Origin of the sequence: Paenibacillus sp. ICGEB2008 (assembly GCF_000307675.1) — a bacterium.
GTDB lineage: Bacteria > Bacillota > Bacilli > Paenibacillales > Paenibacillaceae > Paenibacillus > Paenibacillus polymyxa.
Window position 1 is genome coordinate 54,217 of record NZ_AMQU01000022.1, and the last position, 19,808, is coordinate 74,024.

23 protein-coding genes are annotated in these 19,808 nt (G+C 45.9%); all 23 read left to right on the forward strand.

Annotated features, from left to right (window positions below):
• Positions 1-3 precede the first annotated feature (3 nt).
• On the forward strand, positions 4-537 hold the full coding sequence (locus C400_RS0119360; RefSeq protein WP_017427927.1) for a flagellar hook capping FlgD N-terminal domain-containing protein: 534 nt from the start codon (positions 4-6) through the stop codon (positions 535-537).
• On the forward strand, positions 534-914 hold the full coding sequence (locus C400_RS0119365; RefSeq protein ID WP_016820954.1) for a TIGR02530 family flagellar biosynthesis protein: 381 nt from the start codon (positions 534-536) through the stop codon (positions 912-914). The genes C400_RS0119360 and C400_RS0119365 overlap by 4 nt, the downstream gene beginning before the upstream one ends.
• Before the next feature lie 93 nt (positions 915-1,007).
• Positions 1,008-1,817 carry a flagellar basal body rod protein FlgG gene (flgG, locus tag C400_RS0119370; protein WP_017427928.1) on the forward strand — a complete coding sequence of 270 codons (810 nt, stop codon included), beginning with the start codon at positions 1,008-1,010 and terminating at the stop codon, positions 1,815-1,817.
• Positions 1,818-1,877: 60 nt separating this feature from the next.
• On the forward strand, positions 1,878-2,102 hold the full coding sequence (locus tag C400_RS0119375) for a flagellar FlbD family protein (protein WP_013370683.1): 225 nt from the start codon (positions 1,878-1,880) through the stop codon (positions 2,100-2,102).
• The gene (locus C400_RS0119380) at positions 2,099-2,572 is read left to right on the forward strand and encodes a flagellar basal body-associated FliL family protein (protein ID WP_013370684.1); all 474 of its coding nucleotides are present in this window, start codon (positions 2,099-2,101) and stop codon (positions 2,570-2,572) included. The genes C400_RS0119375 and C400_RS0119380 overlap by 4 nt, the downstream gene beginning before the upstream one ends.
• 43 nt (positions 2,573-2,615) lie before the next feature.
• A complete protein-coding gene (gene fliM, locus C400_RS0119385; RefSeq protein ID WP_016820956.1) occupies positions 2,616-3,614 on the forward strand; it encodes a flagellar motor switch protein FliM in 999 nt (332 codons plus the stop codon).
• The gene (gene fliY, locus C400_RS0119390) at positions 3,604-4,914 is read left to right on the forward strand and encodes a flagellar motor switch phosphatase FliY (RefSeq protein ID WP_016820957.1); all 1,311 of its coding nucleotides are present in this window, start codon (positions 3,604-3,606) and stop codon (positions 4,912-4,914) included. The genes fliM and fliY overlap by 11 nt, the downstream gene beginning before the upstream one ends.
• Positions 4,915-4,943: 29 nt before the next feature.
• Positions 4,944-5,309: a response regulator gene (locus tag C400_RS0119395; protein ID WP_013370687.1), complete on the forward strand. Its 366-nt coding sequence runs from the start codon at positions 4,944-4,946 to the stop codon at positions 5,307-5,309.
• Positions 5,310-5,321: 12 nt separating this feature from the next.
• Positions 5,322-5,858, forward strand: coding sequence for a flagellar biosynthetic protein FliO (locus tag C400_RS0119400; protein WP_017427929.1), 537 nt, complete (start codon positions 5,322-5,324; stop codon positions 5,856-5,858).
• Positions 5,855-6,610, forward strand: coding sequence for a flagellar type III secretion system pore protein FliP (gene fliP, locus C400_RS0119405; RefSeq protein WP_013309901.1), 756 nt, complete (start codon positions 5,855-5,857; stop codon positions 6,608-6,610). Before C400_RS0119400 ends, fliP begins: the two co-directional genes overlap by 4 nt.
• 37 nt (positions 6,611-6,647) lie before the next feature.
• The gene (gene fliQ / locus C400_RS0119410; protein ID WP_007430038.1) at positions 6,648-6,917 is read left to right on the forward strand and encodes a flagellar biosynthesis protein FliQ; all 270 of its coding nucleotides are present in this window, start codon (positions 6,648-6,650) and stop codon (positions 6,915-6,917) included.
• Positions 6,918-6,927: 10 nt separating this feature from the next.
• Positions 6,928-7,713 (forward strand): flagellar biosynthetic protein FliR, encoded by a 786-nt coding sequence (gene fliR / locus C400_RS0119415; protein WP_038978126.1) that lies wholly within the window; start codon positions 6,928-6,930, stop codon positions 7,711-7,713.
• Positions 7,713-8,825, forward strand: a complete 1,113-nt coding sequence (gene flhB / locus C400_RS0119420) for a flagellar biosynthesis protein FlhB (protein WP_016820962.1) — start codon at positions 7,713-7,715, stop codon at positions 8,823-8,825. The genes fliR and flhB overlap by 1 nt, the downstream gene beginning before the upstream one ends.
• Positions 8,826-8,848: 23 nt before the next feature.
• A complete protein-coding gene (gene flhA, locus C400_RS0119425; protein WP_016820963.1) occupies positions 8,849-10,882 on the forward strand; it encodes a flagellar biosynthesis protein FlhA in 2,034 nt (677 codons plus the stop codon).
• Positions 10,879-12,324: a flagellar biosynthesis protein FlhF gene (gene flhF, locus C400_RS0119430; RefSeq protein WP_017427932.1), complete on the forward strand. Its 1,446-nt coding sequence runs from the start codon at positions 10,879-10,881 to the stop codon at positions 12,322-12,324. Before flhA ends, flhF begins: the two co-directional genes overlap by 4 nt.
• A complete protein-coding gene (locus C400_RS0119435) occupies positions 12,321-13,208 on the forward strand; it encodes a MinD/ParA family protein (RefSeq protein WP_017427933.1) in 888 nt (295 codons plus the stop codon). Before flhF ends, C400_RS0119435 begins: the two co-directional genes overlap by 4 nt.
• Positions 13,209-13,239: 31 nt before the next feature.
• Entirely contained in the window at positions 13,240-14,784 is a 1,545-nt protein-coding gene (locus C400_RS0119440) for a chemotaxis protein CheB (RefSeq protein ID WP_016820966.1), read from the forward strand.
• A 33-nt stretch (positions 14,785-14,817) separates the two neighbouring features.
• Positions 14,818-16,914 carry a chemotaxis protein CheA gene (locus C400_RS0119445; protein WP_016820967.1) on the forward strand — a complete coding sequence of 699 codons (2,097 nt, stop codon included), beginning with the start codon at positions 14,818-14,820 and terminating at the stop codon, positions 16,912-16,914.
• Between the two features lie 62 nt (positions 16,915-16,976).
• Positions 16,977-17,438, forward strand: coding sequence for a chemotaxis protein CheW (locus tag C400_RS0119450; RefSeq protein ID WP_013370696.1), 462 nt, complete (start codon positions 16,977-16,979; stop codon positions 17,436-17,438).
• Positions 17,439-17,441: 3 nt separating this feature from the next.
• Positions 17,442-18,068 (forward strand): chemotaxis protein CheC, encoded by a 627-nt coding sequence (locus C400_RS0119455; RefSeq protein ID WP_013309909.1) that lies wholly within the window; start codon positions 17,442-17,444, stop codon positions 18,066-18,068.
• A complete protein-coding gene (locus tag C400_RS0119460) occupies positions 18,061-18,558 on the forward strand; it encodes a chemotaxis protein CheD (RefSeq protein ID WP_010346358.1) in 498 nt (165 codons plus the stop codon). The genes C400_RS0119455 and C400_RS0119460 overlap by 8 nt, the downstream gene beginning before the upstream one ends.
• 2 nt (positions 18,559-18,560) lie before the next feature.
• Positions 18,561-18,974: a hypothetical protein gene (locus tag C400_RS0119465; RefSeq protein ID WP_013370699.1), complete on the forward strand. Its 414-nt coding sequence runs from the start codon at positions 18,561-18,563 to the stop codon at positions 18,972-18,974.
• 14 nt (positions 18,975-18,988) lie between these two features.
• Positions 18,989-19,777: a FliA/WhiG family RNA polymerase sigma factor gene (locus C400_RS0119470; protein WP_016820968.1), complete on the forward strand. Its 789-nt coding sequence runs from the start codon at positions 18,989-18,991 to the stop codon at positions 19,775-19,777.
• Positions 19,778-19,808: the final 31 nt, after the last annotated feature.

The following is a 19,808-nucleotide window of genomic DNA, read 5'->3' on the forward strand; positions in this document are numbered from 1 at the left end:
ACAATGACGACTACAGACAACAATGTATCCACCAGTAACGTCTGGCCGAATTACAATGTGAATAATGTCAAAACAGCAAGCGCCAAGGATACTAAGACGATGGGTAAAGATCAATTTTTAAAGATATTGATCACTCAGCTACAAAATCAGGATCCAATGCAGCCTTTGGAGGATAAAGAATTTGTCGCCCAAATGGCACAGTTTTCCTCGGTGGAACAACTGATGAACATATCTACGCAGTTGACTGCATTGGGACAGTCTTTGGGTACAGCTTCTGGTTTGATAGGAAAAGAAGTTAGCTGGATTGAGCCGGGTAAAAAGGATTCCATTACAGGTGAAGCAGGCGCAGGTACAGTAAAAAGTGGAATCGTAGATTCCATCGTTATTCGCGACGGTGTGCAGTATGCCAAAATGGGAGCGGCTGAGGTGGCATTAAAAGACGTAACATCAGTAAGCCAGGCTAACACAACGGCTCCTGTTACTGATACGTCAGATACTACATCTTCTTCCTCTACTGGAAGCGGTGAGAACTCATGAATGACAGGATAACGGTCGGACGCCTTTTTCCTACCAACGTTCCTCCGGCAGCGATTTCTCAAAACCGAGTAAATTCGGTAACAAAGGACACCAAGCCGTTTGGTCAGGTGTTGCAGGAACAGGTGCTCAAGCTCAGCAACCATGCAGCCAAGCGATTGGAGCAGCGAGGAATAGAGTTGAGAAGTGACCAAATGGCGAAAATTAACTCTGCTGTGGATAAGGCTGCTGCCAAGGGCGCTAAAGAATCTTTGATTTTAATGCAAGATATGGCTTTGATTGTTAGTGTGCCTAATCGAACAGTTGTTACTGCGATGGACAAGCAGTCCATGGAGGATAACGTATTTACGCAGATAGATAGTGCTGTAATTATTTCATAAAAAGTGGCTGGCCCGAATAGGAAAGCCATGAAAAAGCCGCGGATCGACTGATGCGGCCAACTAAGCAACCAATCAGAGGAGGATTTATACTCAATGTTGAGATCAATGTATTCAGGTGTATCGGGCATGAAGGGCTTTCAAACAAAGCTGGACGTTATCGGTAACAACATTGCAAACGTAAATACTACAGGCTTCAAGTCCAGCCGAGTGATGTTCAAGGATATTTTGAGCCAAACCAGCTCGGGCGCAAGTGCACCTGATGCTACGACAACTGCAGGTCAAAATGCCAAGCAGGTAGGTTTGGGGGTGTCCGTCAGCTCAATTGATACGATGCATCTTCCGGGTAGTGCAATGACTACGAATAATCCAACGGATTTACGGATTAACGGTGACGGTTTTTTCCTGGTCAAAATGAATGATGCACAGGAAGTCCCTTATCTGACTCGTGCGGGTGATTTTCACGTAGATGCGAACCGAAATCTGGTGACTTCCGATGGGTTTTTCGTAGGGGATGCAGGTGGCGATCCTATCACACTTGCTGACAATGTTACATCGTTCTCCATCTCGCAGGATGGCACAATTGTGCAGCAATTGGATGACGGAACAGTTGACAATGGTACGCAAATTGGATTAGCCAGAGTCACAAACCCAGAAGGTCTGGAAAAAATCGGTGGAAGCTTGTACCGTACTACGGTCAACTCAAATATTGATGCAATTGAGCCTGGAGTAGCGAATGCAGATGGTCTTGGAGCTATCATCGCGGGTCAGCTGGAAATGTCCAACGTTGACCTGACAGGCGAATTTACCGAAATGATCGTAGCTCAGCGTGGATTCCAAGCGAACTCACGTATCATTACGACTTCGGATGAAGTGCTTCAGGAAGTTGTAAACTTGAAACGATAATCTCATTTAAACGCGGAGGAGTAGAGGCTCCTCCGCACCTATCAGGAGGTTGGTGTTACGATGATCCCGTTAACGCGGCTGAACGGCTCGCCTATGTGGCTTAATGCGCTGCTCATTGAGACTGTGGAGGAAACACCGGATACATACGTCACTTTGGTGACGGGGAAACGGTTGATTGTATTGGAAAAAGCGGCAGATGTCGTCTCCTTGATCAAGAGTTACAGCCGTGAAATCGGCATGCATGCCGCCACGATAAAAGTGCAACAAATGGAGGAAGACGAATGAAGAAGATGCTGCCATGGCTCATTACAATTTTACTCGCGATTACTTTGATTGCAGGCGCGGCCTTTGTACTTATACCAGCGCTTAGCGGGAAGAAGTCGGAAGTCATACCGAATGCGCAAGCCGCTCAAGCAGAACAACTTCCAAGATTGTCAGCGGATGAATTGGTGGAAGTAAGCTCTGAAATTACCGGTATCAAAACGAATTTGGCAGACGCAGATTACATTGTACAGATGAATCTTGCTTTTCAATTGAATGATGCCAAAGCAAAAGAAGCTTTTGAGAAAATTAAGGACATCAGTATTAAGCCCATCGTTATTCAATTACTTGCAGACACCAAACCTGATGAGCTCAGAACGGCTAAAGGCCGGGATCAGTTCAGTGACAAGCTGACGGATCTCATCAACAAGTCGCTCCCTGAAGGTCACCTGGGGAACGCCAAAATTACAGACTTTTTGCTGGCAGCCATTTGATTCCAGGTGATCTTGTCAGGAACACGTAAGGGGGTGAATAACATTGGTGGATGTACTGTCACAAGGGGAAATTGATGCCCTTTTAGCAGCTCTCTCGTCCGGTGAAATGGATGCGGAAGAACTCAAAAAGGAAGAAACCCAAAAGAAAGTTCGCGCTTATGATTTCAAGAGAGCGCTTAGGTTTTCCAAGGACCACATACGAAGTCTGACGCGGATACACGAGAACTTTGCCCGGTATCTGACCACTTATTTTTCAGCACAGCTTCGTACTTTTGTCCAAATTAATGTCGTTCAGGTGGAGCAGCTTCCATATGATGAATTCATTCGCTCCATTCCGAAAATGACCATTCTAAACATTTTTGAAGCTGAACCACTGGAAGGCCGAATGGTGCTTGAGGTTCACCCGAACGTAGCTTATGCCATGCTGGACAGGCTTCTCGGAGGAACAGGTTCGGCACCAACTAAGGTTACCGCATTGACCGAAATCGAGACGACGATCATGGAGCGAATTTTCAGCCGTACCTTTGATAGCCTGCAAGAGGCTTGGAAAACGGTACTGGACATTGAACCACGTCTAGAGGCTATGGAAACAAATCCGCAGTTCATGCAGATTGTTTCGCCGAATGAGACGATTGCTCTGATTTCGCTTAGCACCAAAATTGGTGATACCACAGGGATGATTAACCTCTGTATCCCGCACGTGGTATTGGAACCTATTATGGCCAGACTGTCCACGCACCAGTGGTTTACATCCGAAAAGAAATCAAGGGCGCCTGAAGAGATAGACGCCTTGAGATTACGGGTCACCAAAGCAGAGCTTCCTATTATTGCGGAGTTGGGTGAATCCCGGATAAATGTAGCTGAGTTTTTAGGCCTTTCGGTAGGGGATGTCATTTCATTGAACAAGCCAGTCAAAGAAGGACTATCCATCCGGGTAGGCGAGAGATTGAAGTTTATGGGAAGTCCCGGCATGGTAAGAGATCGTGTTGCCGTACAAATTGATGAAATTGTCAACGAAGGAGTTGAAGAAATTGACGAGTAAAGACTATTTGTCCCAGGAGGAAATTGATGCCTTGCTGAAACAGTCTGAAGCGGGGACGGATTCTACTCCCGCAGGCAAGACCGTTGACGATTTTCTGACTTCCCTGGAGCAAGATGCTCTCGGGGAAATCGGTAATATAACGTTCGGCAGCGCAGCTACGGCTCTTTCCACACTGCTCGGTCAAAAGGTGGATATTACGACACCTAAAGTTTCAATTATTACACGTTCTGAATTTGAAACTGCATTTCCAAAGCCGCACGTAGCCGTACATGTAAATTATGTCGATGGATTTGAAGGCATTAACTCGCTCGTAATTAAAAAGCGTGATGCGCAGGTTATAGCAGATTTAATGCTTGGTGGTGGAGGAAATCCGGCAGATGAAGAATTGAATGAAATTCACATCAGTGCCGTGCAGGAAGCGATGAACCAGATGATGGGATCGTCTGCGACCTCTATGTCTACCATGTTTAATCGTTTTGTTAATATATCTCCACCAGGGATTGATATTTTGGATCCTCTGCACGGTGATGGAGTATCCAGCCTGCCAGATGAAGAGACGTTGATTACAGTATCCTTCCGGTTATTGATTGGAGATCTGATTGACTCTACGCTGATGCAACTGTTACCTGTTAATTTCGCCAAGAAGATGGTGAGTATCTTAATGAATGGCGGAGAGGATGACGAGCAACCGCAAGCATCCGTACAGCAGGCAGCTGCAACAGCTGCTCCCGAAGCGCCGACACAAGCTAGTACTCCGCAGCCGCCGTCACCAGCCTACCAACAGCCGCCTGCAGCCGCGCAGGTGCCGCAAGATGTAGGCTATGGGCAACAACCGCCGATGTATCCTCAAGACCCGGGATATGGGCAGCAGGGCGCTCCAGGGTATGGAACGCCGGGTTATGGAATGCCAGCAGGTGTACCGCCGCAAGTGCCTTATGGAACGCCTCATCATTACGGAGCTGTACCGCCAGGGCGCAATGTAAATGTGCAGCCTGTACAATTTTCTAACTTGCAGTCCGGTGGATTTCCGCAAGTGGATGAAAACAATTTAAATTTATTGATGGACATTCCCCTTAGAGTCACCGTAGAATTAGGAAGGACCCAAAAGCAAATTAAAGATATTCTGGAGCTCTCACAAGGTTCAATTATTGAACTGGACAAGCTTGCCGGGGAGCCGGTGGACATTATGGTTAACAACAAACTGATTGCCAAGGGCGAGGTTGTCGTAATCGACGAGAACTTTGGCGTGCGTGTAACGGATATTGTAAGCCAATGGGACCGAATTCAAAAATTACAATAAAAGCATAATTTAGGGAGGATTTATTTCAGATGGCAAACCGTATTTTGATCGTGGACGATGCTGCATTTATGAGAATGATGATTCGGGACATCCTGTCCAAAAATGGATTTGAAGTAGTAGGAGAGGCCCAGGATGGATCACAGGCCATTGAAAAATTCAAGGAGCTTCGTCCGGACCTGATTACGATGGATATCACGATGCCTGAGATGGACGGCATTGCCGCTCTGAAGGAAATCAAACAAATTGACCCGAATGCAAAGGTTATCATGTGTTCCGCGATGGGTCAGCAAGCTATGGTAATTGATGCCATTCAAGCTGGCGCAAAAGATTTTATCGTTAAGCCATTCCAATCGGATCGGGTTATCGAAGCCATCAACAAAACACTGGGTGTGTAAGGCGCATCCAGTATGGATACACAACAGGGTGCCTCTGACGCTTTGAGTACATCCAGCAATATAGGAAACATTGCTTGGGTCCTTTTCGTGCTAATCTTTATCATCGTACTGATCGTGTACTTGATACGGTTTTTGAGTAAAAGAAATCAGAGCTGGTTCAGCAACCGCTCCGTTCGCATACTGGGAGGCGTGGGGCTTGGCCCCAATAAATCCCTTCAGCTTGTTGAAGTTGGTAGCAGTGTGTACCTCATTGGTGTGGGAGAAGATATCCGGCTTGTTGACAAAGTATCCGATCCTGAAGAAGTGGAGCAAATTTTGGCCGCACTGGAGCAGGAAGCTTCTCTGCAGCGCGGCCCAATTGCCCCGCTATTCGCTAAAATTGCGGATAAGCTTCGCCGGAACAACGCGGCACAGCAGCAGCAGTCTGAAGAGGAGACGTCTTTTCATGAGATGTTTGAATCCAAGCTCCGGCAGATGCCGAATCGCAAGGATAAACTTGAAAAGCTGCGCAATGAGGAGAATACTACAGATCGGTCGGGAGATTCATGAGAAAAAAGATTATACTAGCATGTTTGCTGCTTGTCTTATTCAGCTTCATTTCGGTGACGGCGGCCTCTGCGGAACCGATTCCGAACATTGATATTCAAGTCGGCAATTCGGACAAAGGACAGCCCGGTGCCACCTCGCTGTCTATTATTTTACTTATTACTGTCATTAGTGTAGCGCCCGCGTTGCTTGTACTTATGACAAGTTTTACGCGTATCGTGATTGTACTTGGCTTTGTGCGAACTTCACTGGGAACTCAGCAGATGCCACCCAATCAGGTGCTTGTCGGACTGGCCTTGTTTCTCACCTTATTTATTATGGCACCGACCTTCTCCGCTATGAACGAAACTGCGCTTCAGCCGTATCTCAAGGGGGATATAACACAGTCTCAGGCACTGGATAAGGCATCGGTACCCATTAAGACCTTTATGTTCTCTCATACACGTGAGAAGGATCTACTGCTCTTTATGAAATACACCAAGATGGAAAAACCAAAGAATTATCAAGATATTCCACTAACGGTGATGGTTCCGGCTTATGCAATCAGTGAGTTGAAAACGGCATTTCAGATGGGCTTTATGATTTTCATACCCTTTTTAGTTATAGACATTGTAGTGTCCAGTACACTCATGGCTATGGGGATGATGATGCTACCACCAGTAATGATCTCGCTTCCTTTTAAGATACTGCTCTTCGTACTTGTAGATGGTTGGTATTTGGTCGTCAAATCATTACTTCTGAGTTTTAATACATGAATACTTTCTGCAAGGACAGCAATCAAGGAGGACGGCAATGACTTCGGAGTTTATTATTTCCCTGGCTGGGCAAGCGGTGTACATTGTACTCAAGGTGAGTGCTCCGATGCTGATTTTGGGGCTAGTCGTGGGTTTGATCATTAGTATTTTTCAAGCGACAACTCAAATTCAGGAGCAGACACTGGCCTTTGTTCCGAAGATTGTCGCCGTATTGCTGGCATTGCTTTTGTTCGGGCCCTGGATATTGACCACATTAGTGGACTTTACGTATAACATTCTGGACAATCTGTACAAATATATAGGTTAGGCTGAAAGTGATGAACATATTGTTGCAGAGTTTTCCTGTTTTTTTGCTGATTTTTTGTCGGATTACCTCGTTTTTTGTAGTAGCGCCTATTTTTTCAACCCGAGGGGTACCTAATATCTTTAAGGTCGGAATTTCAGGATTTCTAGCTTTGGTCGTGTATCTTACATATGGTACGCATCAACAGGTGCCGAACGATGTAGCATATGTGCTGTTAGTAGGGCGTGAGGTGCTGATTGGGTTGTTGCTGGGATTTACTGCATATTTGTTCATGACAGCGATCCAAACCGCAGGTTCATTTATAGACCTACAGGTGGGATTCGGAATGGCCAGTGTATTTGATCCCATGACAGGGGCTTCAACGCCTCTTACGGGTAATTTCAAGTTCGCCATAGCTGTATTGTTCTTTTTGAGCATAAACGGGCACCATCATCTGCTAAACGCTATTTTATACAGTTATGATTGGGTACCGCTGACAAATGATTTTTTTATAAAGCTGTATGGTGGCAGTGTAACTGAATTCCTGGTACGTTCTTTTGCGGAATCGTTTATGCTGGCCTTTCAAATTGCTGCTCCCATTGTAGTAGCTACCTTTTTAACGGATGTGGGACTCGGTTTTTTAGCTAAAACAGCACCGCAATTTAATATTTTTGTCATTGGCGTGCCGCTAAAAATAATTGTGGGATTGTTCATGTTACTGCTTCTTATGCCAAGTTTTGCTTTTATATTCGAAAGATTGTTTTCTGTGATGTTCGAATCCATGCGCAACTTGTTGGATATTATGGGTAATCGTCCTTAATGTCTGGTCTGGAGGAACGTAGTTTGTCATTTAAATATGCTATGAACCTGCAGTTGTTCTCAGGGGAAAAAACGGAAAAAGCTACACCCAAGAAGAAACAGGATGCAAGACAAAAAGGGCAGGTTGCCAAGAGCATGGAGTTGCCCGCTGCTGGTGTCCTGCTAGTTACGTTTTTTTGCCTCATGATTTTCGGCGGGTATTTTAAGGATCATGCGGTCCGCTTATTTCGGGATATTTTTGTGAATCGGCTGTCTATGGAAGTAACACCGAATACAACGCTGCTCATGATGGGTGAGTATGGTGTGCAAATTTTAATTATGCTGGCTCCTATTTTTGTGGGTGCCATTGTCATCGGGGTAGTGGCGAATTACATGCAGATCGGTTTTTTATTAGTTGGAGAGGGTATTACACCCAAATTCAGCAAAATCGACCCAATTAAAGGATTCAAAAATATTTTTTCCATGAGGTCATTAGTTGAATTCCTGAAATCTGTTTTAAAAATGACCGTAATTGGTTATCTGGTGTACAGCGTACTTTGGAAAACAAAGGCTGACCTACCCAAACTGGCTGAGATGTCCGGCGACCAGATGTTGAGTTTTACGGCTTCATTAACAATGGAACTGGGACTCAAAATTGGTGTGGTGCTGTTCATTTTAGCAATATTGGATTATATGTATCAACGTTATGAGCATGAGAAAAATCTGAAAATGTCCAAACAGGATATCAAAGATGAGTACAAGAAAATGGAGGGTGACCCGCTGATCAAAGGGAAAATTCGCGAGCGGCAGCGCCGTATGGCTATGCAGCGCATGATGCAGGAGGTTCCTAATGCAGATGTCATCATCACCAACCCTACGCACTTTGCTGTGGCTTTGAAATATGACGGTTCGGAGATGGAGGCGCCGCAGATTATTGCGAAAGGACAAGATTATGTCGCGCTCCGAATTAAGGAAATTGCCAAGCAAAACGGCGTTATAACGATGGAAAACAAGCCGCTGGCGCGGGCGCTGTTTCAAAGAGCCGAAATCGGGGATGCGATACCAGCTGATCTTTTTCAGGCCGTTGCTGAAGTGCTGGCGTATGTATATAAATTAAAAGGTAAAGTGAAATAAAGGGATCGGAGGCCAAGAGACCCGTGAAAATAAAAGAAATAACCGTCCTTGCAGGCGTCATCGGTATCGTTCTTATGATGATTCTCCCGATCCCTTCATGGCTGCTGGATATTCTGCTCGTCATTAATATTTCTATTGCTTTGATGATTCTACTTGTTTCAATGAACACGAAGGAAGCTTTACAGTTCTCTATCTTTCCTTCATTGCTGCTCATTACAACGTTGTTTCGTTTGGCGCTCAACATTTCTACGACCAAACTTATTTTAGGTGAGGGTCATGCCGGCGAAGTAGTTGCTACGTTTGGTAGCTGGATTGCAGGCGGCCAAATTGCCGTCGGCTTTGTTGTCTTCCTCATTCTTGTGGTCGTACAGTTCATTGTTATTACCAAAGGATCGGAGCGGGTAGCAGAGGTGGGCGCCCGGTTTACATTGGATGCGATGCCAGGTAAACAAATGAGTATTGATGCTGATTTGAATGCAGGTCTAATTAATGAGCAGCAAGCCCGTGAACGACGCAGTAAAATCGAACGGGAAGCGGATTTTTACGGAGCTATGGATGGTGCGAGTAAATTTGTTAAAGGCGATGCGATCGCCAGTATTATCATTTTGATCATTAACCTGGTGGGCGGCTTTATTATCGGTATGGCCGTTCAGGGAAAAGGATTTCAAGAAGCGCTGTCAACGTATTCTGTTCTCACGATCGGTGATGGATTGGTCAGCCAGATTCCTGCGCTGCTCATATCCACGGCTTCAGGCTTGATTGTTACGCGGGCTACGTCGGATGGCAACTTGGCAGAAGATTTAACCGGACAGCTCTTTTCATATCCAAAATTGATCTACATAGTGGCTGCCACCATTGCATTATTGGGCCTTTTCACACCTATTCATATTATTACAACTCTTCCACTTGCGATTCTATTGTTTTTTGCAGCCCGAAGAATGCAGGGCAATATGGAACGCAAGCAAATTGCTGATGAACAGCTGGAGGAGGAGCAACAAATCGAAGAGGTGCGTAGTCCGGAAAGTGTCATTAATTTGCTTCAAGTAGATCCGATTGAATTTGAGTTTGGGTACGGGTTGATTCCGTTGGCGGATACACAGCAAGGCGGTGATCTACTGGATCGGATTATTATGATTCGCCGTCAATGCGCCTTGGAGCTGGGGTTGGTTGTGCCGGTTATTCGTATTCGGGATAACATTCAGCTCAAGCCTAACGAATATGTAATTAAAATTAAAGGCAATACGGTAGGCGGTGGAGAACTGTTGTTGAATCATTATCTGGCTATGAGTCCGGGATACGACGACGACTCCATTACAGGGATTGAAACGACAGAACCGGCCTTCGGACTGCCTGCGCTCTGGATTGACGAGAACACGAAGGATGTTGCTGAACTGTCAGGTTATACGGTGGTTGATCCACCTTCAGTTGTAGCTACTCATCTAACAGAGACGATCAAGAAACATGCCCATGAGTTGCTTGGCAGACAGGAAACACGTTCGCTGGTTGACAATCTCAAGGAGAATTATCCAGTGCTGGTGGACGACCTTATTCCTTCTGTGCTTGCGATTGGGGACGTACAAAAAGTGCTGGCCAAGCTGTTGAAAGAAAAAATCTCTATTCGCGATATGGTGACTATATTCGAGACGTTGGCTGACTATGGTACTTATACAAAAGATCCAGACGTGCTAACTGAATATGTTCGTCAAGCGTTATCACGTCAGATTACGCAGCAATTTGCACAGCAGGGAGAAACGTTGCGTGTTATTACCGTGGGACCAGGATTGGAGAAGAAAATTGCTGAGAGCGTGCAGCAGTCGGAGCAAGGTAGCTATTTGGCTCTTGATCCGGTGTCAACGCAAACGGTGTATCAAAGGATGATGGAGCAAATCAACCGTCTTATTCAATCGGGACAGCAGCCTATTGTGTTAACGTCACCGACAATACGTATGTATTTGCGGCAAGTGATGGAGCGGACGATGCAGGATGTCCCGGTGCTGTCGTACAGTGAGCTGGAGCCGAACGTTGAAATTCAAAGTGTCGGGGTGGTGAACTTATGAGAGTGAAACGATATCTAGTGGATACCATGCCAGAAGCCATGCTGCAAATCAGGGGTGACTTAGGAACAGATGCCGTCATTTTAAGTACCAAGGAAGTGAAGGTCGGCGGTTTTATGGGGATGTTCAGTAAAAAGAAAATTGAAGTGGTTGCTGCAGTTGAGGAGCAGCAACCTCAAAAGCCTCGGCGGACTGAACGCTCGTCACACCAGCTTGCCCGGGCTGCTTCGCCTCTAATGAACACCCCTGAGAAGCTAGAAAAACCATCAGTACCTGTAGTCCCCAGACAAGCAGCTCCAGAAGCTTATCGACGGGTTACACAACAGATAACCGGTAGTTCCAAAGAAGAACAAGCTGAATTAACGGTTAATACAGAACAAGTTGCATCAGCAACGGAGCATTTGTCGCCAAGGTCTGCTAATAACCTGGAGACTCTATCTCAGGCATTTGATCAAGAAGTATTGCTTTCGAACCTGAAATCATCCAGTGAGCTGCATAAACGGCCAATCGAAGCAAGTGTTCCAGACAAGAGTGGAGCTGAGGAAAATCAGGCATTGCTTAATGAATTGCGGGAAATGAAAGCGATGATGACTCGGTTCTCCAGAAACTCTTCAATGGAAAGTACTTGGCCTGAGGCGCTACAAGAGATTTGTGAGCATGTGTTGGAACAGGAAGTGGCACGTGATTTACTGGAATATTGGATCGAACAGGTACATGTGCGTCGAAGTGAGCATCCTTTTGCGCCTGAAACTTTTGATTGGGAACAAGCCTTTCGTGAGGAAGTGACCAGTTTTATACAGACAAGACTGGATAAAGGGATCTCCCAAGATACCAAAATTGTGTATGTTGCAGGACCTACCGGAGTAGGAAAAACGACAACCATTGCAAAGTTGGCAGCGGAACAGTTGTTCAAACATCATCGCAAAGTTGGATTTATTACTTCTGACACGTACCGGATTTCAGCCGTCGAGCAACTGCGTACATACGCTACGATTTTGAATGTACCGCTTGAAGTTGTGCAATCTCCCGGTGACGTCCAAAGGGCTATTCAACGTCTGGAGCATTGTGACTTGATCCTCATGGATACTGCAGGGCGAAATTATCGTAATGAACTGCTTGTATCAGAACTGCAAAGTCTGCTTTCGCCTATTAATGAAAGTGAGACGTATCTGGTACTCAGCCTGACATCCAAAAGCAGGGATATGCTCAATATAACTGGACATTTCAGTAAGTTTGGTCTTGGGAAGGTTGTATTTACCAAGATGGATGAGACGGGCAGTTGTGGCGGAATGTTCAATCTTTTGCACCAGTTTCCGATGCAGTTGGCCTATATTACGAATGGACAAAATGTTCCTGACGACCTGCTTCATCCCGATGCAGAAATGGTGACAAATATGCTGCTTGGAGCCAAAGTATCGTCAGGAGTTAACGGAGATTCCATATGAGTGATCAAGCCCAATCACTTAGACAAATGGCTTCATCTTTGGATAGGTATCGATTACCCCCACGTAATCGTCACGCAAAAATTATAACGATCACCAGTGGTAAAGGCGGGGTGGGCAAATCCAATTTTACGCTGAACTTTGCATTGGCCCTGCAATCTCTTGGTCGAAAGGTACTTGTGTTTGATGCTGACATCGGTATGGCTAATATTGATGTGTTGATGGGGGCCCATTCACAATACAATCTTCTTCACTTGTTAAAACGTGAAAGATCAATTGATGAGATTATTCAAACGGGTATAGGTGGTTTGCCTTATATTGCTGGAGGCTCAGGCTTAAGCGAACTGTTTGCGTTATCAGATGAGAATCTGAATTATTTTGCCGAAGAAGTAGAAAAAATGGCAGCAGACATGGATTATATTCTTTTTGATACAGGTGCAGGTTTATCCAAAGAAAATCTTAAATTCATCACTTCAGCTGACGAATGTATGGTAGTAACCACCCCAGAACCGACGTCTTTAACAGATGCGTATGCACTAATTAAAGTCGTCAACGGGTTGCAGAAAGATACGGTATTCAAAATTATAGTCAATCGTGCCGATAACGATAATGAGGCCCGTCAAGTTGCCGATAAGATCGCACTTGTTGCGAAACGCTTTTTGGAGATCGAAATCCCGCTGCTTGGACATATCAGTGATGATACTCATGTCATGCAGGCAGTCAAAAGACAAGTACCTTTTATGGTTGCTTTTCCGGGATGCGCGGCTTCAAAAGATGTACTGAATCTGGCACACCGTTTTGCAGCAATGCCACAGGTTCCACAACCAGGTGCATTGAGTGGAATCAAAGGATTTATGCAAAAATGGTTGCGGCGTTCTATGCATTGATTTTTGATGAGAGGAAACAGGGGTGTTTAACATGTGTGCTTACCGGGTGCTGGTTGTAGATGATTCGGCCTTTATGCGCAAAATTATTACAGATCTTATTGTAAGGGATGAGTCGTTCAACATCGTAGGTACAGCCGCCAATGGCAGAGAGGCTGTAGAGAAAGTGAAAGAATTGCAGCCTGATTTGGTCACCATGGATGTCGAAATGCCTGAAATGAATGGTCTTGAAGCATTGCCACTGATTATGGCAGCCCATCCGCTACCTGTCATTATGTTGTCAGGCATTAATGAACAAGGCATGAAGGAGACCATCATGGCTCTGGAGGCAGGAGCTTTCGATTTTATAAGAAAGCCTTCCATTGCTCATGCGCAAGATATTGAGCAGGTGAGCAAGGCATTGCTCGAACAGATGCATACTGCTATGCAAGCAGTACGTAGCCGCTTGGAGCGCAAGGAAGCGAATGAGCGCAAAGCTGCAATGGAACAAGCGAAAAAAACGCCAATGGAAAAGCCACCTGGACAGGCTGCGGCTGAGAAACGAGCTGGAAGTCAAGCTTCGGCAGACAAGCCTCCTGTTGTTCCGCTTGCTCCTCCACCTGCTGCATCGGCTCAACCCAAGAAAGATGCTGGGAAGTCCGTCCCAACAGCTGCCAAGCAGGAAACTAAAAAGCAGCTGTCTGGAACATCTGCTACAGGTGGCCGCATAGACAAGCCAGCTGTTCAGCCAAGGAAACCAGTGCAAGCACCTCATGTGCAGAAAAAAGAAGACTTGTCCATGAGTACGGGAATAACGTCGGGACAGCTGAAGAGCTCTGATCCGGCTGCTGGCAAATCAATACAGGGTAAGGATAAAGCAGGGCTTGTCAAGCCGGAGTCACGGAAGACGGTAACTTCATCAGCTTCTTCCGCTCCTGCGGCTGCAACGCCTCCAGTAACAGCACCTACAAGTCCAGCTGCACCACAGGGATTGTCACTTAAAAAAGGTGTGCATACGTCCAGCTTTCGAAAACTGGTGGCGGTCGGATGTTCTACTGGCGGACCACGGGCTCTTAAGACCCTGTTGGAGCGCATTCCTGGGGATTTTCCAGCTCCAATCGTTATCGTTCAGCATATGCCACCAAACTTTACTCGTTCGCTAGCACAACGTTTGAACACGTTGAGTCCACTACGCGTTGTGGAGGCTGAGCAGGGGATGACGCTAGAGACGGGAACAGCCTACATCGCACCAGGGGGATATCAGCTAAGAATTGTGCCTGGAGCCGGTGGTAAATACACGGTGTCACTGAAGATGGAGGAGGCTCGCAATGGTCACCGTCCTTCTGTAGATACGATGTTCGAATCGCTGCTCTCTTTAACCGCGCTGGAAAGACATCTAGTATTGCTTACTGGAATGGGTAGCGACGGGGCTAAAATGATGAAAAAGCTTTATGACGCTGGGGTTCAATCCACATTTGCTGAAAATGAGGAGACTTGTGTAGTGTACGGAATGCCCCGCTCAGCAGTTGAATTAAAATGTGTGCGCCACCTTCTGCCAATGCAGGAGATCGCCCCCAAGCTTGTACAAGTTGTGAAATAATCGGAGTGTAACTCATGGAGGAGGTGTCTCACAATGGACATGAACCAATATTTAAACATGTTTATTGATGAGTCGAATGATCATCTGCAATCTCTTAACGAAAATATGCTTCAACTGGAAAGCAACCCAACCGATCTAGGCATCGTTCAGGTGATTTTCCGTTCTGCCCATACCCTCAAAGGAATGGCTGCTACGATGGGGTTTGAAGACCTGGCATCGCTCACTCACCAAATGGAAAACGTTCTTGATCTGGTACGTAACAACAAGCTGGCGATGCATGAATTTATATTCGATACCTTATTTAAAGGTTTGGATGCCCTGGAATCCATGGTGCAGCACATTACAGAGGGAGGCGATGGAAAAGCGGATGTCTCCTCTATTGTATCTTCATTGCAATCTATCGTGAGCGGGGATTTCCTAAAGTCCGGCTCAAATGCTGCCACTGAAGAGTCTCCTTCTACAAAAGCAGGCACTAACGATAGTGCTGGATTGGTTTTGGACCAATTCCAGTATTCTGTACTGGAGCAATCGATTTCTGAAGGGCATCGTGTTCACTATATACAGGTAACAATCAGTTCAGAGAGCCAGCTGAAGGCGGCACGTGCCTTTATGGTATTCAACACACTGGAAAACTCTGGTGAAATCGTCAAGGCCTATCCGTCCGTACAGGATATCGAGCAGGAAAAATTCGAACAAAGCTTCTCGTTATATTACATAACGCAGAAAGAAGTTGGGGAGCTGGAAAAGGAAATCACGGGTATCTCTGAAATTGACACGGTCTCAGTGGTACAACTGGATCAGGAATCGCTTAAACAAATGAGCGAAGTTACTGCTGGACTTGCTGAGACAGCGGCGGTACAGGAAGCAGCTGTTGCCGTGCAGCCACCCGCTCCATCTCAGCCGCAGTCTCCAGCTGCGGCCTCTGTTGCCAAGCCAGCTGCAGGTAAAGCGCCAGCAGCCAAGGCGGCTGCTCCTACGCACAACCGTACGATTCGCGTAGATATTGAACGTCTGGATGTACTTATGAATTTATTCAGCGAGTTGCTCATTGACCGTGTGCGCTTAGAACAGTTAGCCAGTGAGGCTTCCAATCCAGCACTGACGGAAACGGTTGAGCATATGAGTCGTGTGAGCAGTGATTTGCAAAATGTTGTTCTCAAATTGCGGATGGTACCTGTAGATACTGTTTTCAACCGTTTCCCGCGTATGGTTCGCGATCTGGCCAAGTCGCTGGATAAAAAACTGGAATTGGTTATTACTGGAGCAGAGACTGAAATGGATCGGACGGTTATCGACGAGATTGGTGATCCTCTGGTGCATTTGCTACGTAACTCCGTGGATCATGGCATCGAGTCGGTAGCCGACCGGATTGCAGCTGGTAAACCAGAAACTGGAACCGTTCAACTGCGTGCTTTTCATAGCGGTAATAACGTATTTATCGAGATTGAGGATGATGGGAACGGGATTAACCGTGAAAAGGTACTAAACAGTGCTATTTCCAAAGGGATTTTGACAGCAGAACAAGCAGCTTCCATGACCGACGAGGAAGCTTATCAAGTATTGTTTGCTCCGGGCTTTAGTACAGCTGCAGTCATTTCAGACGTATCAGGACGCGGTGTCGGTCTGGATGTTGTTAAATCTAAAATTACCGCTTTGGGTGGTAATGTTACGGTTCACTCCACATTGGGCCAGGGCACTAATTTCTCTGTACAATTACCGTTGACTCTATCCATTATTGCAGCCATGATGATACAGATCGGTTCTGAAAAATATGCGATTCCTTTGTCTTCCATTGTGGAAACTGCGATCGTCAAGCGTAAGCAAATCCGTTCTGTGCATGGCAATAAGATGATTGCTTTCCGCGATTCTCATATCCCGCTTATCTCCTTGAGTCAGCTGTTTGAGGTACCGGACTTCAACGAAGATGAAGAAGAAGAGACAGAGGTCGTGGTCATCCGTAAGGGAGACCGTCTGGCAGCTCTTTCCGTACAGGACTTTTTGGGACAAAGTGAAATCGTCCTTAAAAATCTGGGCAAGTATCTTCCAAACATCCAAGGAATTTCAGGTGCCACGATTCTGGGTGACGGTCAGGTTGCTTTGATCATTGACCCGAATGTTTTCATTAAATAATGTCTTCATTAAAAATGAAAGAAATATGAGATTGCGGACATCAATAAGGAGGGTTTTTAAACATGGGAGAAGAAATTAAAGTTATCGTATTTAAGCTTGGTGAAGAGGAATACGGTGTTGAAGTAGAAAAAGTCCAATCTATTGAACGCATGGTGCCGATTACACGGGTTCCGAGAACTTACGATTTTGTTAAAGGTGTATTCAACATGAGAGGCGTGGTTATTCCGGTTATTGATCTTCGTGGCCGTTTTGGATTACCAGAAGCTGAATATACCGATCAAACACGTATTATTATCGTTGCTGTGGGCGAGATGCAAGTCGGCTTTATCGTGGATTCAGCGAATGATGTTATTGACCTGAATACTGACAACATTGAGACACCACCGGAAGTGGTTGGCGGTGTTAAGGCTAAATATCTTCGCGGAGTTGCTAAAATTGGTGAAGAACGTCTGTTGATTATGCTGAACTTGTCCGAAGTTTTGAACCGTAGCGAAATGAACCAACTGGAAGGTTTAGAGGATTAATATATGGAGAATCTGGGAAATCTCGAAGACTTCAAGTTGGATGTATTGAAAGAAGTCGGCAACATTGGCTCGGGGAACGCTGCTACAGCGCTCTCCCGGCTTCTCAATAAACCAGTCGATATGGGTGTGCCCAAAGTGCAAATGCTGCCCTTTGAGGAAATTGCGGACAAAGTCGGCGGAAATGAACAACTTGTTGTTGCAATATTTTTTAGAGTCGAAGGGGAAGCCCCTGGTAATCTATTCTTCATATTGCAACCTCAGGCGGCGAAAAGCTTACTTTCCCGTTTGGCGAATATTCCTTCGGATGACGAGGATAGCTTTAACGAAATGGAGCATTCAGCTCTGTCGGAGATCGGTAACATTTTAGCAGGCTCCTACCTTTCTTCGTTGGCGGATTTCACACGTTTATCCATGTATCCAACAGTCCCTGCGCTGGCACTGGATATGGCAGGAGCTATTCTCAGCTACGGACTGCTGCAGTTTGGGCAGATGGGGGATGCTGCTTTATTGATTGACACATCGTTTCTGGAAGGGCAGAATCAGATTGAGGGTCAATTTTTCCTGATTCCTGATCCAGAATCGTTCGGGAAAATCTTTAGGTCGTTAGGAGTCCCGATGAACGATGATTGAGGATAAAAGCATCATTAAAGTCGGCATGGCAGATTTAAATGTTACCAGCAACCCGAACTCGATTCGCACGACAGGGCTTGGCTCCTGCGTCGGATTGACCCTCTATGATCCTCATTTGAAACTGGCAGGCATGGCACATGTGATGTTACCGTCCTCGGATATTGCGCGTGAAGGGCAGTTGAATATTGCCAAATATGCGGATACAGCACTGCCAGAGTTATTTGAACGAATGTTGAAACTGGGTGCTGAACGGCGCAGACTGATTGCCAAAATGGCAGGAGGAGCGCAGATGTTTGCCTTTGCAGGTAGTGGAGACACCATGCGGATTGGCCCGCGCAATGTAGAATCGTGCAAGGAAATGCTTGTAGATCTGGGCATTCCTTTAATTGCGGAAGATACGGGTGGCAATTATGGACGAACGATTGAGTTGGACTCTGAAACTGGCGTTTTGAATATTCGAAGCGTACAAAAAGGTGTAAAGGAATTATAAACATGTTATTTGGTAGCTTACGCATTAATCTTTGGTCTGGAGTAGTCGGATTTATTCTGACTTTTGTGTTGTCCGTTGGCAGCAATCTGCTGACCACGAGCTTAATTCGTGGCTTAATCGCCTTCGTTTTTTGGTTCCTACTTGCATTTGTGCTGCGCTGGACACTGGGTGTGGTAGCGCGGCCAGATCTGGGTAATGCCCAAGACCGGGCAAGCTCTCAGGTAGATGGCGTAGGGGGAAATCTGGACCTGACGACACCAGACGAAAATGAAAACCTGAATGAATTGCTGAAACCGAAACCAGAGCAGACGGACGAGGGGAATAATGGTTTTGCACCTTTAAACCCACCCAAGCTGGTTTCCAACAAGGACCCTGAAGAATTGGCCAAGGCCGTTCGTCACCTGACAGACAAATAAGGAGGGTGAAGCCGATGAACGAGCGAAAAGCCGCTCATTTGAACCATTCCGAGCTGTGGGAGCAATGGAAAGAACACGGTGACAAGGAAGCAAAAAAGCAGTTAATTGAAAAGTATCTCCATATTGTGGAATATGTGTCGGGTCGTCTTGCAGTAGGTTTACCTAAAAATGTATCCAAGGATGATCTGGCGAGCAACGGTGTTATGGGTTTGATTGATGCTTTAGAGAAATTTGATTATGAGCGTGGTTTGCAGTTTGAGACTTATGCTTCTTGGCGTGTTCGCGGAGCAATTTTGGATGGTCTTCGTCAAGGAGATTGGGTTCCTCGTTCAGTTAGGGAAAAAGCGAAAAAAATCGAAGACGCCTACCAGCATTTAGAACAAAGGTATTTACGCACAGTAAGCGACGAAGAGATGAGTCATTATTTGGACGTCTCCGAGAAAGAGTTTCAAAGTATGATCCAAGAGGTCGCTGTAATGTCGATTGTCTCACTGGAGGACCCGATCCGCGAAGAAGAGTCGGAAACACGGCTTTCCTTGTTGGTAGATGAAAAGGCGAAAAATCCAGATCATAAGGTCAATGAATTTACACTGCGTGATGCCTTGGCACAAGGCATTGATAAATTAACTGAAAAAGAGCGTATCGTTGTTTCTTTATTGTATTACGAGGATTTGTCACTCAGCGAAATTGCTGAGGTCATGTCACTTTCTCCTTCGCGAATTTCTCAGTTGCATTCCAAAGCAATATTACGTCTGAGAGCGACACTGGACAAACAACGGGATTTGCTAATGCGTAAAGATTAACGTACGGGAGGTTACAGTAACAGTTAGACGG

Coding starts and splice junctions, on each gene's coding strand:
- C400_RS0119445 (WP_016820967.1), top strand. CDS start 14,818: ATGGACATGAACCAATATTTAAACATGTTTATTGATGAGTCGAATGAT.
- C400_RS0119455 (WP_013309909.1), top strand. CDS start 17,442: ATGGAGAATCTGGGAAATCTCGAAGACTTCAAGTTGGATGTATTGAAA.
- C400_RS0119365 (WP_016820954.1), top strand. CDS start 534: ATGAATGACAGGATAACGGTCGGACGCCTTTTTCCTACCAACGTTCCT.
- flhF (WP_017427932.1), top strand. CDS start 10,879: ATGAGAGTGAAACGATATCTAGTGGATACCATGCCAGAAGCCATGCTG.
- C400_RS0119360 (WP_017427927.1), top strand. CDS start 4: ATGACGACTACAGACAACAATGTATCCACCAGTAACGTCTGGCCGAAT.
- C400_RS0119380 (WP_013370684.1), top strand. CDS start 2,099: ATGAAGAAGATGCTGCCATGGCTCATTACAATTTTACTCGCGATTACT.
- C400_RS0119395 (WP_013370687.1), top strand. CDS start 4,944: ATGGCAAACCGTATTTTGATCGTGGACGATGCTGCATTTATGAGAATG.
- flhB (WP_016820962.1), top strand. CDS start 7,713: ATGTCTGGTCTGGAGGAACGTAGTTTGTCATTTAAATATGCTATGAAC.
- C400_RS0119450 (WP_013370696.1), top strand. CDS start 16,977: ATGGGAGAAGAAATTAAAGTTATCGTATTTAAGCTTGGTGAAGAGGAA.
- flgG (WP_017427928.1), top strand. CDS start 1,008: ATGTTGAGATCAATGTATTCAGGTGTATCGGGCATGAAGGGCTTTCAA.
- C400_RS0119375 (WP_013370683.1), top strand. CDS start 1,878: ATGATCCCGTTAACGCGGCTGAACGGCTCGCCTATGTGGCTTAATGCG.
- fliQ (WP_007430038.1), top strand. CDS start 6,648: ATGACTTCGGAGTTTATTATTTCCCTGGCTGGGCAAGCGGTGTACATT.
- C400_RS0119440 (WP_016820966.1), top strand. CDS start 13,240: ATGTGTGCTTACCGGGTGCTGGTTGTAGATGATTCGGCCTTTATGCGC.
- fliR (WP_038978126.1), top strand. CDS start 6,928: ATGAACATATTGTTGCAGAGTTTTCCTGTTTTTTTGCTGATTTTTTGT.
- C400_RS0119435 (WP_017427933.1), top strand. CDS start 12,321: ATGAGTGATCAAGCCCAATCACTTAGACAAATGGCTTCATCTTTGGAT.
- C400_RS0119460 (WP_010346358.1), top strand. CDS start 18,061: ATGATTGAGGATAAAAGCATCATTAAAGTCGGCATGGCAGATTTAAAT.
- C400_RS0119470 (WP_016820968.1), top strand. CDS start 18,989: ATGAACGAGCGAAAAGCCGCTCATTTGAACCATTCCGAGCTGTGGGAG.
- fliP (WP_013309901.1), top strand. CDS start 5,855: ATGAGAAAAAAGATTATACTAGCATGTTTGCTGCTTGTCTTATTCAGC.
- C400_RS0119465 (WP_013370699.1), top strand. CDS start 18,561: ATGTTATTTGGTAGCTTACGCATTAATCTTTGGTCTGGAGTAGTCGGA.
- C400_RS0119400 (WP_017427929.1), top strand. CDS start 5,322: ATGGATACACAACAGGGTGCCTCTGACGCTTTGAGTACATCCAGCAAT.